General features: G+C 46.5%; 12 protein-coding genes. 9 read left to right on the plus strand and 3 right to left on the minus strand.

Annotated features, from left to right (window positions below; translation table 11 throughout):
• Positions 1–30 precede the first annotated feature (30 nt).
• A complete protein-coding gene (locus Pcarn_RS03605) occupies positions 31–1,095 on the plus strand; it encodes an HD-GYP domain-containing protein (RefSeq protein ID WP_261835027.1) in 1,065 nt (354 codons plus the stop codon).
• On the opposite strand, the gene Pcarn_RS03610 is transcribed toward Pcarn_RS03605, so the two are convergent.
• Positions 1,070–2,470: a GGDEF domain-containing protein gene (locus tag Pcarn_RS03610; RefSeq protein ID WP_261835028.1), complete on the minus strand. Its 1,401-nt coding sequence runs from the start codon at positions 2,468–2,470 to the stop codon at positions 1,070–1,072. The genes Pcarn_RS03605 and Pcarn_RS03610 overlap by 26 nt on opposite strands.
• Before the next feature lie 526 nt (positions 2,471–2,996).
• Between Pcarn_RS03610 and tig the strand changes: the two genes are divergently transcribed.
• The 7 genes from tig (at position 2,997) to Pcarn_RS03645 (ending at position 11,880) form a co-directional block, all read left to right on the plus strand.
• Positions 2,997–4,298 carry a trigger factor gene (tig, locus tag Pcarn_RS03615; protein ID WP_261835029.1) on the plus strand — a complete coding sequence of 434 codons (1,302 nt, stop codon included), beginning with the start codon at positions 2,997–2,999 and terminating at the stop codon, positions 4,296–4,298.
• Between the two features lie 106 nt (positions 4,299–4,404).
• Positions 4,405–5,022 carry an ATP-dependent Clp endopeptidase proteolytic subunit ClpP gene (clpP, locus tag Pcarn_RS03620; RefSeq protein ID WP_261835030.1) on the plus strand — a complete coding sequence of 206 codons (618 nt, stop codon included), beginning with the start codon at positions 4,405–4,407 and terminating at the stop codon, positions 5,020–5,022.
• Positions 5,023–5,092: 70 nt separating this feature from the next.
• The gene (gene clpX, locus Pcarn_RS03625; protein WP_261835031.1) at positions 5,093–6,370 is read left to right on the plus strand and encodes an ATP-dependent protease ATP-binding subunit ClpX; all 1,278 of its coding nucleotides are present in this window, start codon (positions 5,093–5,095) and stop codon (positions 6,368–6,370) included.
• A 220-nt stretch (positions 6,371–6,590) separates the two neighbouring features.
• A complete protein-coding gene (gene lon, locus Pcarn_RS03630; RefSeq protein WP_261835032.1) occupies positions 6,591–8,939 on the plus strand; it encodes an endopeptidase La in 2,349 nt (782 codons plus the stop codon).
• Positions 8,940–9,127: 188 nt separating this feature from the next.
• Positions 9,128–9,400, plus strand: a complete 273-nt coding sequence (locus Pcarn_RS03635) for an HU family DNA-binding protein (protein ID WP_261835033.1) — start codon at positions 9,128–9,130, stop codon at positions 9,398–9,400.
• 184 nt (positions 9,401–9,584) lie between these two features.
• Entirely contained in the window at positions 9,585–11,441 is a 1,857-nt protein-coding gene (ppiD, locus tag Pcarn_RS03640) for a peptidylprolyl isomerase (protein ID WP_261835034.1), read from the plus strand.
• Between the two features lie 127 nt (positions 11,442–11,568).
• A complete protein-coding gene (locus Pcarn_RS03645) occupies positions 11,569–11,880 on the plus strand; it encodes a ComEA family DNA-binding protein (protein ID WP_390904466.1) in 312 nt (103 codons plus the stop codon).
• Here the strand turns inward: Pcarn_RS03645 and rrtA are convergent.
• Positions 11,877–12,416: a rhombosortase gene (gene rrtA / locus Pcarn_RS03650; RefSeq protein ID WP_261835035.1), complete on the minus strand. Its 540-nt coding sequence runs from the start codon at positions 12,414–12,416 to the stop codon at positions 11,877–11,879. The two genes, Pcarn_RS03645 and rrtA, sit on opposite strands and share 4 nt — an antisense overlap.
• A 7-nt stretch (positions 12,417–12,423) precedes the next feature.
• Here rrtA and Pcarn_RS03655 point away from each other — a divergent pair, with 7 nt between their 5' ends.
• Positions 12,424–13,029, plus strand: coding sequence for a tRNA-uridine aminocarboxypropyltransferase (locus tag Pcarn_RS03655; protein WP_261835036.1), 606 nt, complete (start codon positions 12,424–12,426; stop codon positions 13,027–13,029).
• Between the two features lie 6 nt (positions 13,030–13,035).
• On the opposite strand, the gene Pcarn_RS03660 is transcribed toward Pcarn_RS03655, so the two are convergent.
• Positions 13,036–13,509: a hypothetical protein gene (locus Pcarn_RS03660; protein ID WP_261835037.1), complete on the minus strand. Its 474-nt coding sequence runs from the start codon at positions 13,507–13,509 to the stop codon at positions 13,036–13,038.
• Between the last annotated feature and the right edge of the window lie 47 nt (positions 13,510–13,556).

The following is a 13,556-nucleotide window of genomic DNA, read 5'->3' on the forward strand; positions in this document are numbered from 1 at the left end:
CTAATTTGCCGAACTAGGGAAGATGAGCAAATGAAGCATGAACTCGATAAACCGTTACTCTTGGTCGCCGACGATACACCGGAAAATATTGATGTGTTGGCTGGGGTATTGAAGGACGATTATCAGATACGCGTTGCCACAAATGGCACCATAACCCTTAAGCTTGCTCAGCTAAATCCAAAGCCTGACCTTATCTTGCTCGATATCATGATGCCGGATATAGACGGTTATGAGGTGTGTCGACTTCTAAAGCAGAAAGAAGATACTAAGCATATTCCCGTCATCTTTGTGACCGCTAGAATCACCGCCGAGGACGAGGTCCGTGGTTTTGAGTTAGGCGCTGTAGATTACATCACCAAACCCATAGTGCCAGCAGTGGCGAAACGTCGCATCCAGACCCAGGTAAGGCTCAGTAATCAACAGCGTGAGCTGTATCGTCAGGTTCAAGAGCAAACCAAAGAGATCAACCAAAGCAAGCTTGAGCTTCTAGAGCGCTTGGGACGCGCTGCAGAATATAAGGACAACGAGACCGGGCTGCATGTTAAACGCATGGCGCACTATGCCTACCACCTAGGCCTTGCCTGTGGCCTTACCGAGCAAACTGCCGATATTTTGCGTGAGGCAACTCCAATGCATGACCTCGGCAAGATAGGTATTCCTGATGGCATCTTGTTAAAGAAGGGGAAACTGGATGAGGAAGAGTGGGCAGTCATGCGCAGCCACGTGGAGATCGGCGTTGAAATCTTAGGTGATTGCAGCGGTTCGGAGCTGATGCAGATGGCGAAGACGGTGGCTCAAACTCACCATGAAAAGTGGGATGGCAGTGGCTATCCAAGCGGCATTGCTGGAGAGGCTATTCCGTTAGTAGGGCGCATCTGTGCCATCGCGGATGTTTTTGACGCACTAACCTCAGAGAGACCCTATAAGAAGGCTTGGAGTGTCGAGGAGGCGTTTGATTATCTAAAAGATCAGAAGGGTAGGCACTTTGACCCAGCGCTGGTGGATCTCTTCATAGGATTAGAGAAAGAAATCTTGGCTGTGATGAAAACCTATCGAGAGCCAGAGACCACTAATCATGGTTCTCTAGTGCATTAACTGCGTCTTTTTCTTCTTGGCGCAATCCCTTGAGTTTACGCTTTAACGCTTTGTTCTTATACATATTGATATCGGCGGAAGAGAGCAGATTATCGAAGGTAGTCTGCTTGTCCTTATACATGCTAAAGCCAATACTCACCTGGGTCTTGACCATGGCACCGCGTACCAGATAGTTCTCACTTTCTACCTTGTGCTGTATGCCTTCAACCAACTTAGTCACCTCACTTTCTTGCGCGATACGAGAGGCGATGATCAAGAATTCATCTCCACCAACGCGCGCCACTACATCGGTCGCCCGCACCGCTCCTCGTAGCACTCTAGCAACCTGCTTCAAAAGCAGATCACCACTAGAGTGGCCGTATTCATCGTTAATGCGTTTAAAGCCATCCAGATCTAAGTTAATAACGGCAAACTGAGTGCGAGTGTATTTGGCGTTACGCACCAAGTTTTTTAGGGTGTAAACAAAGTAGCGGCGATTGGGTAAGGAGGTCAGCTCATCCTGCATTGATCGCTGACGAGCCTTGAAGTAAAGACGAAGTATGATGGCAAAACCACAAAACACCATGGCAAGCAATACGTATCCCACCAAACGCACTGAGTTAAACAGCGGCCATCTAGGCAGATTACTGTTTGGATCGGGTGCGATGAATACCTGCCAATCTACATTGCTGGCGTTGATGTCGGTTTTAATCATAGCCGAGTCTATCGCCTTGAGGTTGCCTACGCGCTGGGAAGGTTTGGCTTCATTCACGGCGGCCACCAAGAACTGACGATCATTAAAGTGGCTGTCTTGTAGCATCTGCTCCAGATCCACCAATAGGGTGACGTGACCAAGATAGGTGCGATTACCTACAGTGCCTGAATAAATGGGACTTCTTACCACGTAATAGTCGGGATACTCATCACTTTGATAGACAGCAGCGGTGGCGAGCAGATCGAGATTATTCTTCATCTCTTCAATATGATCAGAGAGGGTGCTGATATCCTGCAGAATATCCTGGGTATAGCCGGACTCAAACACGACCTTGGGATAGACAAAATTGACCGTGTCTTGGGGGGCTATCGCCACACCAAGTAGGTGCTTATCGTGCTGGATAAGACCGGAGATAATAAAGGTTAGGTGCTCTTGGCTTATCAGTGGCTCACTGGCAATGATATTGCTCAGGGTATAGGCCGAATAGCTCTTTTTCTTTACTTCAAGGGTAAGAAGCGAGGCCACTTCAGCGGCTTTTTGCTCCGCTTGATATTGGGTGATGGTATCCAGCTGTTTCTGTCGCTGCACATGATAAGACTCGATGAAATAGACACCCAAAGCGAGACTAGCAATCATGGCTAGCAAGATCATAGTGGTCTCTGTTTTGGATGTGATCTGCAAATTAAGTCCCTTTGCGCTTCTCCCTAGGCAAGTATAGGGGGTCAATGACTGTAACTGCTTGATTTTCTCATGGTATGACCTGATAGAGAGTAATTATAATTGTAAGTAGTGCAATTGGTATCATATTGTCTGTCATACGGTAAAGGGAAGTTGAAGCAGATTTGAAAGCATGATCGAGATCGCTTTTTTTCTCTAAAAATGAGAAATTTCTTTTGAAGCGTTGAAATTAAAAACATCGACCCCATCTAAAGTTTCGACCGAATCTGAAAACAGCTTACCTGGCTTAGGTTGTTGTCTCGACAGGACTGCTGTATATCGGTAGAATGTCGCGTCAATTTATACCCTGAGGTCAATTGGAGATACCTTGTAAGCAAGATATCACTGATTGATTCGTCGATGCCTAAGTGCATCGCGGTACTCTTTTTATGTTTGGTTGCTTCACTGAAGCACACACTAGGATGTGGTCATAGCCAAGGCTGTGACTCGTTGCTCAATTTTATTGAGCTCATGTAGAGGTTTAAAAATAATGCAAGCTACTGTTGAAACTCTAGAGGGTCTAGAGCGCCGTCTAACTATCACTGTTCCTGCTGCTAACATCGAAGATGCAGTTACAGCTGAACTACGTAACATCGCTAAAAACCGTCGTTTTGATGGTTTCCGTAAAGGTAAAGTGCCACTGAAGATGGTTGCACAAATGTACGGTAAAGCTGTTCGTAACGACGTTATGGGTGAAGTGATGCAACGCCACTACATCGAAGCTATCGTTAAAGAAAAAATCAACCCAGCTGGCGCTCCAACTTTCGCACCAGTTGAGACTGCAGAAGGTCAAGACCTAGTATTCACTGCAACTCTAGAAGTATTCCCAGAGATCGAACTTCAAGGTCTAGACAAAGTAACTGTTGAGAAGCCAGTAGTTGAAGTTAAAGACGCTGACGTAGACAACATGATCGAAACTCTACGTAAGCAACAAGCTACTTGGACTGAAGTTGAAGCTGCAGCTGAAGAAGGCATGCGCGCAACTATCGATTTCACTGGTTCTATCGACGGTGAAGAGTTCGAAGGCGGTAAAGCTGAGAACTTCCCACTAGAACTAGGTCAAGGTCGCATGATCCCTGGTTTTGAAGACGGCATAACTGGCAAGACTGCTGGTATGGAATTCGAAATCGACGTGACTTTCCCAGAAGATTACCACGCTGAGAACCTAAAAGGTAAAGCAGCTAAGTTCCTAATCAAAGTGAACAAAGTTGAATCTCGTGAACTTCCAGAACTGACTGACGAATTCGTTTCTAAGTTCGGTGTTGCTGAAGGCGGTATCGACGCGCTTAAAGCTGAAGTTCGTAAGAACATGGAGCGTGAGCTTAAGCAAGCTGTTAAAGCTCGCATCAAAGAGCAAGCTATCGACGGTCTAGCTAAAGAAAACGACATCACTGTTCCTGCTGCTCTAATCGAGCAAGAGATCGGTGTTCTACGTCAACAAGCTGCACAACGTTTCGGTGGCAACGTTGAAGCTGCTGACCAGCTTCCACGTGAGCTGTTTGAAGAGCAAGCTAAGAAGCGCGTAGTAGTAGGTCTTCTTCTAGGTGAAGTGATCAAGTCTGAAGAACTAAAAGCTGACGACGAAAAAGTTAAAGCTCTTATCTCAGAAATGGCGACTGCATACGAAGACCCATCTGAAGTAATCGCATACTACGAAAGCAACGAAGAGATGATGAACAACATGCGCAACGTAGCTCTAGAAGAGCAAGCTGTTGACGCTATCATCGCTAAAGCACAAGTGACTGAGAAAGAAGAGTCATTTGATGCAATTATGAACCAACAACCAGCTTAATTGCGTTGAGTTCAAGTAGAAGGTTGACTTTCAAATAGCTTTTCTACTAATAATGGTCCGTATGAGGTTTTCATCCGGGCCATTTATTTTTTAGGGATATAACACTATGAGCTACCAAGAAAAAAATGTAATGTCGCCGATCGTCGACGCGCTTGTACCTATGGTGGTGGAGCAGTCTTCGCGCGGTGAGAGATCGTACGATATCTATTCTCGTCTTTTGAAGGAACGCATCATCTTCTTAACTGGTCAAGTTGAAGATCACATGGCGAACTTGGTAGTAGCTCAGTTGCTGTTCCTTGAATCAGAAAACCCTGAAAAAGATATCTTTCTGTATATCAACTCACCGGGTGGCAGTGTAACCGCAGGTATGTCTATCTATGACACCATGCAGTACATCAAACCTAATGTAAGTACGGTATGTATGGGCCAAGCGTGCTCAATGGGTGCATTCCTACTTGCTGGTGGCGCGAAAGGTAAGCGTTTTGCTCTACCTAACTCTCGCGTAATGATTCACCAGCCATTGGGTGGTTTCCAAGGCCAGGCGTCTGATATCCAGATCCACGCGCAAGAAATTCTAACCATCAAGAAGAAGCTGAATACGCTTCTAGCTGAGCACACAGGCCAGCCACTTGAGGTTATCGAGCGCGATACTGACCGCGACAACTTTATGTCAGCAGATCAATCAGTTGAATATGGCTTGGTTGATGCTGTACTTGCGCGGTAATTAAGGCGTCGCTTTAAGTTTTTTGATGTAAACTTTATAGCAGTAAAGTTCCAAGCTAAGAGGTTAGCGAATGACAGATAAAAGCAAAGAGAGTGGGAAACTTCTGTACTGCTCTTTCTGCGGTAAAAGTCAGCATGAAGTTCGCAAATTGATCGCAGGCCCGTCTGTATATATATGCGACGAGTGTGTCGATCTGTGTAACGATATTATTCGTGAAGAGATCAAAGAAGCTCTTCCGAAGAAAGAGTCAGAGGCTTTACCGACTCCAAGAGACATTCGTGAGCACCTTGACGATTATGTAATCGGCCAAGAGTTCGCGAAAAAAGTACTGTCTGTTGCTGTTTACAACCACTATAAGCGTCTACGCAATGGTGACAAAACGGCTGAAGGCGTTGAGCTAGGCAAGAGTAACATCCTGCTAATTGGCCCAACGGGTAGTGGTAAAACACTACTGGCAGAGACGCTAGCGCGTTTCCTTGATGTACCTTTCACTATGGCTGACGCAACTACGCTTACAGAAGCGGGGTATGTTGGTGAAGACGTTGAAAACATCATCCAGAAGCTTCTTCAGAAGTGTGACTACGACGTAGCGAAAGCTGAGCGTGGTATCGTGTATATCGATGAGATCGACAAGATTTCTCGTAAAGCGGAAAACCCATCAATCACTCGTGACGTATCGGGTGAGGGTGTACAGCAGGCACTGCTAAAACTGATTGAAGGCACAGTGGCTTCAGTACCGCCTCAAGGTGGTCGTAAGCACCCTCAACAAGAGTTTTTGCAGGTTGATACCTCTAAGATCCTATTCATCGTTGGTGGTGCATTTGCAGGCCTAGATAAGGTGATCGAGCAGCGCGTTGAAACGGGCTCAGGTATCGGTTTCGGTGCTGAAATCAAAGCAAAAGACGACAACAAGAGCATCAGCGAGATGTTCAAGCAAGTTGAACCAGAAGACTTAGTTAAATACGGTCTTATCCCTGAGTTCATCGGTCGTCTACCAGTAACCACCACACTAGGTGAGCTGGATGAAGATGCATTGATTCAGATTCTTAGCCAGCCTAAGAATGCACTGACCAAGCAGTACGCAGCTCTATTCGACCTAGAGAATGTTGAGCTAGAGTTCCGTGAAGATGCCCTAAAGGCTATCGCGAAGCGTGCAATGGAGCGTAAAACTGGTGCTCGTGGTCTGCGTTCAATCCTGGAGAACGTGCTTCTTGATACCATGTACGAGCTTCCGTCTATGACTGACGTAAGCAAGGTGGTTATTGATGAGTCTGTTATCCACGGTGAGTCAGAGCCACTTATGATTTACAACGGTAGCGAAAACCAAGCTGCAGGCGCAGAATCATAAACTAAGCTAGATATCACAATCTAAGCTGAATAGAGAAAAGGCGAGCGTTGAGCTCGCTTTTTTTTGCTTACAACTCAGGCAATTGAACGTATTAAGCTTATGTCTGGCCATTTTTGCACCGACAGTGAAGTTTTTGCACTCGTCGGTTGCTCGCGCCATTGAATCTATTTAAATTGACCTTATATATGGATCATTAGCCGAAAACGGAAGAGAGAGAATTATGAACTTGGAGCGTTCCGAGCGCATTGAAATACCCGTGTTACCACTGCGTGATGTGGTGGTATATCCTCACATGGTCATCCCACTGTTTGTGGGTCGCGAAAAGTCGATCAACTGTTTGCAGTCGGCAATGGATGACAACAAACAAGTTTTATTGGTTGCTCAGAAAGAAGCAGATACTGAGGAGCCAACCAAAGAAGATCTATTCCAAGTAGGTACGGTTGCGACCATTCTGCAACTTCTGAAACTACCTGACGGTACCGTTAAGGTGCTGGTTGAGGGTCAGCAGCGCGCTAAGATCCACTCTATCCGTGAAGATGATTTCTTTATCGCTGATGCAGAATTCATGACTACCCCAGAGCTTGACGACAAAGATCAAGAGGTTCTGGTTCGTAGTGCTATCAGCCAGTTCGAAGGCTTCATTAAACTGAATAAGAAGATCCCGCCTGAGGTTCTAACCTCTATCAACGGTATCGATGAAGCACCGCGTCTAGCGGATTCTATCGCAGCGCACATGCCGCTTAAGCTTTCTGATAAGCAACGCGTGCTTGAGATCATCGACGTGAATGAGCGCCTTGAATTCTTGATGGGCAGCATGGAGTCGGAGATCGACATCCTGCAGGTTGAGAAGCGCATCCGTGGTCGCGTTAAAAAGCAGATGGAAAAATCTCAGCGTGAGTACTATCTGAACGAGCAGATGAAGGCCATCCAGAAAGAACTGGGTGATATGGATGATGCTCCTGACGAGTTTGAAGCGCTGCAGAAGAAGATTGAAGAATCTAAGATGCCGGCTGAGGCTCGTGAGAAGACTGAGCAAGAGCTGCAAAAGCTTAAGATGATGTCGCCAATGTCAGCAGAAGCGACAGTGGTACGTGGCTATATCGATTGGATGATCGGTGTGCCATGGGCGAAGCGCTCTAAGGTTAAGAAGAACCTAGCCAAAGCGGAAGAGGTACTTAACTCTGACCACTACGGCCTTGAGCGCGTGAAAGAACGCATCCTAGAATACTTGGCGGTACAAAACCGTATCAACAAGCTAAAAGGTCCAATCCTATGTCTTGTGGGACCGCCAGGCGTAGGTAAAACCTCTCTAGGGCAGTCTATTGCAGCTGCAACCGGTCGTAAGTACACCCGTATGGCGCTAGGTGGCGTGCGTGATGAAGCGGAAATCCGTGGTCACCGTCGTACCTATATCGGCTCTATGCCAGGCAAACTGATTCAGAAGATGTCTAAAGTTGGCGTTAAGAACCCATTGTTCCTGCTTGATGAGATCGACAAGATGTCATCAGACATGCGTGGTGACCCGTCTTCAGCGCTTCTTGAGGTGCTAGACCCTGAGCAAAACAACGCGTTTAACGATCACTATCTAGAGGTGGATTACGACCTGTCAGATGTCATGTTCGTTGCGACCTCAAACTCGATGAACATTCCTGGTCCACTGCTTGACCGTATGGAAGTGATTCGTCTATCAGGCTATACCGAAGACGAGAAGCTGAATATCGCTAAGCGTCACCTTCTGTCGAAGCAGATCAAGCGTAACGGCCTGAAAGAGCATGAGATTGAGGTAGATGATTCAGCCATCATTGGCATCATTCGTTACTACACCCGTGAAGCAGGCGTGCGTAGCCTTGAGCGTGAAATCTCGAAGATCTGTCGTAAAGCGGTTAAGAACATCCTGCTAGATCCGAAACTGAAGAAGGTTGTTGTAAACGAAGAGAACCTAAAAGAGTTCTTGGGCGTGCAACGCTTCGATTACGGTAAAGCAGATGAGAGTAACCGCATCGGTCAGGTAACCGGCCTTGCGTGGACTGAGGTAGGTGGTGATCTTCTTACTATCGAAACTGAGTCTATGGTAGGTAAGGGCAAACTAACCCAAACCGGTTCTCTTGGCGATGTAATGCAAGAGTCTATCCAAGCAGCAATGACAGTAGTTCGTAGCCGAGCGGAGAAACTGGGCATCAACCCTGATTTCTACGAGAAGCGTGATATCCACGTTCACGTACCTGAAGGTGCAACGCCGAAAGATGGTCCGAGTGCGGGTATCGCTATGTGTACTGCGCTGGTTTCTAGCCTAACCGGCAACCCAGTTAAGGCTGATGTTGCTATGACAGGTGAGATCACTCTGCGTGGTGAAGTGCTACCAATCGGCGGTCTAAAAGAGAAGCTTCTTGCGGCTCACCGCGGTGGCATTAAAACGGTCCTTATTCCGAAAGACAATGAGCGTGACCTGGAAGAAATCCCAGAAAACGTGAAGAAAGACATTGTTGTTAAACCGGTACAGTGGATCGATGAAGTGCTAACGGTTGCACTACAAAATGACCCATCTGGTGTCACTCTAGAGACAAAATAGTGACTAAAACCAAAAAATAGTATGTAAATTGAGCTGATGAGTATAAAAAACTTGTCAGCTTTTTTTTCGGGCGCTACTTTAACTTATGAGGCCCAGCCCTTTATACACAAGGTCTGAGCTGAGATTCATAATCTAAATGGAACTGAACCACTCTAATAAATCAAACGAGTGGTAATAGGGGAATAACAGTGAATAAAACTCAACTTATCGAAAAAATCGCGGATAGTGCGGATCTTTCAAAAGCGTCTGCAGGCCGAGCTCTAGATGCAGTAGTTGAATCAATCAGTGAAACACTTCAACAGGGTGATCAAGTTGCACTTGTTGGCTTCGGTACTTTCAGCGTACGTACTCGAGCTGCTCGTACAGGTCGCAACCCTAAGACTGGTGAAGAGATTCAGATTGCTGAAGCTAAAGTACCTTCTTTCAAACCAGGTAAAGCGCTAAAAGACTCTGTTAACTAAGTTTTCTCAAGTCACATCAGATAACAATAAATCGTTATCAAACCACCTATTTATGCGCATCGTACTGGTGCGCATTTCTTTTTCTGATATTATCGAATGCAAAATTTAAAGAACCCCCAGTGTTCCTGAGCTAGCGGGCTAGTTCGGCGTTAATGCGGGCGAAATTTCGGAGTTTCGAAAAGTTATGATGGAAAGACTGCGCGAGGGCGTTAACAGCATCGCGGTTAAGATTATTTTGGGACTGATCATCCTATCGTTCATTTTCACCGGCGTGAGTGGCTACCTAGGTGGCGGTAGCAACGTTGCGGCTAAAGTTGGCAACGCTGAGATCTCTCGTCAAGATTTTGAAATGGCTTACCAAAACGAACGTAACCGCATGCAGCAGCAACTTGGTGATTACTTCTCACAGCAGCTTGGTGACCCAGCATTCGTTCAAACATTCCGTAAAGAAGTGCTAGACCGCATGGTTAACCAAGTGCTTCTTGAGCAGTACGCTTCTAACCTTGGTATGCGTGTAAGCGACCAACAGGTTCGTGACATGATCCTGGGTATGCCTCAGTTCCAAAGCAATGGTCAGTTCGACCAAGAGGTGTATCAAGCGTTCCTTCGTCGTGCGGGCTTCAATGCTGACTCTTTCGCTGAGTACCTACGTAGCGACCTAGTTCGCCAGCAAATCCTACAAGCGCTAGAGAGCAGTGACTTCGTTCTTCCTAAGGAAGTAGCGCAAACGGCTCAGCTAGTGACTCAGAAGCGTGAAATCCGTACTGTATCTCTTTCTCCAAGTGAGATGGCGAAAACTATCGAGCTAAGCGACGAAGAGCTAAACAAGTTCTATCAAGATAACCCGCAGCGTTTCACTCGCCCTGAGCAGTATAAGGTTTCTTACATTGAACTATCTGCAGAGCAGATGAAGTCGTCTGACAGCGTTAGTGATGAGAAAGCTCAAGAGTACTACAAGGACAACATCGACAAGTACACCTCTGCTGAGCAACGCAGCCTAAGCCACATCTTGGTTCAAGACCAAGCTAAGGCTGATGAAGTGCTAGCTAAGCTAAACGCAGGTGAAGACTTTGCCGCTGTTGCAAAAGAATACTCCGAAGACGTAGGCTCTGCTGAAGAAGGCGGTTCTCTAGGTTGGGTTGAGAAAGGTGTTATGGACCCAGCGTTTGAAGATGCAGCCTTTGCTCTTGAAAACGTGGGCGACATCACTGGCGTTGTTAAGTCTGACTTTGGTCTACACATCATCAAGCTAGATGACGTGAAAGCGGCACAAGCTAAGCCTTATGCAGAAGTTGCTGATGATCTGAAGAAAGAAGTGGCTGAGCAACAAGCGGTAGATAGCTTCTATGAGCTTCAGAACAAGCTTGAGACAGTAGCATTCGAATACCCAGACTCACTAGATGACGCAGCGCAAGAGACAGGTCAAAAGGTTCACACTACTGACTTTATCTCTCAACAAGACGCCCCTGAGATCCTGAAGAGCAGCGCAGTAATGCAAGCACTTCAGTCTCCTGAGGTTCTTGAAGATGGTCTGAACTCTGAGGTTATCGAGATCGCACCTGAGCACGTAATCGTGGTTCGTATTGAAGATTCTCGTCCGCAAACTGTTCTTCCTTACGAAGAGGTTGCAGATCAAGTTAAACAGCAACTTGCTGATATCGAAGGCCGTAACAAGGCGAACGAACTTGCTGACAAGCTAGTAACAGCGCTTGAGTCTGGTGATGAGTCTGTTCTTGCAGAGAACAACCTAACCTTCGGTGAAGTTGAAAGCATCGACCGTAGCTCTCCATTTGCGAGCACTGTATATGCAATGCCTCGTCCAACAGCAGACCAGCCACACTTCGGTAAGTCTATGGACAACCTAGGCAACATCGCGGTTATCGAGCTAAGCAAGGTAACTGACGATATCGACCCTCAATTCAATACCCAGATTGAAGGTCAGCTGAAGCGTGCTCAGTCTGAGCAAGAGCTAATGGCACTGATTACCGCTCTGCGTAAGACGATTGATATCGAGTATTACGCTCTGGAGACTGCGCAGTAATTTCTGTGCAAATCAAGTAAACAAAACGGGTCGCTTATGCGGCTCGTTCTATTTTCAGAAACAGCACTTTGGCAGTAGGGCTTATCCTGACTAGCTTGGTAGAGATTTGCTACCAAAGGAGAGTCCCATGTCACGAGTCATTCCAACCATATTAACCCTGTTAATGATGCTATCCCCAACAGCCTTGCTGGCGGCTGAAAATAGTGAGACTATCCGAGACAATGGCGAATATGCCGGGATAGAGATCAGAGTAAATATCAACACGGCTACCAGCGAAGAGCTAGCCGCTATGCTAGTCGGCGTAGGTCAGAAGAAGGCCGAGCATATTGTAGCTTTTCGTGAGCTAAATGGTGAGTTTAAGAGTGCCGATGATCTTAAGCTAGTCAAAGGCATTGGCCAGGCAACGGTAGATAAGAACCGAGAGCGTATTGAGCTTTAGCCTAGACGTCTGGTACTGCGCTGGATAAACGGAATAGCGAGTCCAACTAGGCTACCAATTAGGTGGGATTCAGTTGAGATTCGCGCTCCTATCAGCGATGCCGAGGAGATGGGCATCATACCGCTGTTCTCCGCCGCAATCTTAAGCCCTAGACCAATTAGTAGCAGCCAAGAGCTTCGCTTGCCAGACATCACCTCACGAGTAGCATAGACGGCAAACAGACCGTGCAGAGCTCCAGATAAGCCATAGTAGTTTTGGGTAGAGGTAAACAGTAAGCCAATACCTACCGCTGTCGCCAGTATCAAGGTCTCTACCGCATAACGCTTATATCTGGCGTGAAACAAATAGGCGAGTAGCCAATATCCCACCAGATTCATTCCAAGGTGATAAAGATTGGTGTGAGTAAAGCTTCCGGTTACTATGCGCCACCACTGATTCTGATCCACAAGGTTTGCTTGCCAACGAAACAACTCTGAGAGTTGTGGAAGCATCAGAAGCAGAAGGGTTAAACTAAACAGAACAAGAAACTTAAACACTGGAACTATGTCTCGGTATTGTGAACATTGTGGTCGAGCGCTAAAAGCCTGCCTGTGTGGCTGGATAACAGAGGTTGAGAGCTCGGTCGAGGTTATTATTCTGCAGCACCCGAGCGAGGTTAATCAAGCGAAAGGTACCGCAAAGCTGATTGAGTTATCTATGCCAAACTCAAAGGTGTTCGTCGGTGAAGATTTCAGTGAACACCAACCGCTAAATCAATTACTGTCTACTCCGAACTCTCTGAATCTGCTTTTATTCCCGTCAGATACTTCGGACGATATCTCTAAGTCGGAACATGCCGACTTTGAAAATGTTCGCCTAATCCTACTGGATGGCACATGGAAGAAAGCATTCAAGATGTTCCAGCTATCAAGAAACCTGCATAACCTGCCACAGGTGCACCTGCCGGCTGATCTTGCTGGTCGCTACACAATCCGCAAAGCCCCAAGAGATAACGCCCTCTCCACAGTAGAGGCCGCTTACCACGCCATTACTATACTAGACAAAGAGCCAAAGGGCTTGATAGAAGCCTTCGACAAAATGATTGAGTTTCAGCTCAAACAGGTGCCTGAGCATTTGAGGGATCAGCACTTTGGCGAGCGGAATCGCTGAGATGAACTAAAACTGATAATTTAGATTAAATATCAGTACATCCGTTTGAATTGAGCTTTCAAACCCTAGCCCTTTGTAATGAACAGTCATGGTTGGAGATAGCAGAGGTGTGATGCCAAATAATTGTATTGGGTTGTCTTCTTTGTCGTAACCTGTAATCCCTCCAACCCTTAGTCCGAAGTCTAGCCATGAGTTCCACTCCCATTTCTTATGATAAGAGAAGATGTACGAGCGGTCGTAGAAAGAGTTGATCATGGTTGAAGCCTCAAATCCTTTATAGCCGAAGCCCCAGATATTATTGTCTTCGTTGCGATTACGTGAGCCCAGATGATAGGTACGCCCGTAGTAGGTGACTAAAAGTCCTTTATCGTCATAGTAGGAATTGTCGATGAAGTCTTCGAAAAAGGAGTAGGATTCTGTTTCTGAGTAGCTAGGATTTGAAAGTAGCAATAATAAAGTAAGTGTGGAGCGATTTCGCATAAATCTCGGCGTCATTGATTTGAATGAGCCGAGATTCTACAAAGGCT

Origin of the sequence: Vibrio ishigakensis (genome assembly GCF_024347675.1) — a bacterium.
Taxonomy (GTDB): domain Bacteria; phylum Pseudomonadota; class Gammaproteobacteria; order Enterobacterales; family Vibrionaceae; genus Vibrio; species Vibrio ishigakensis.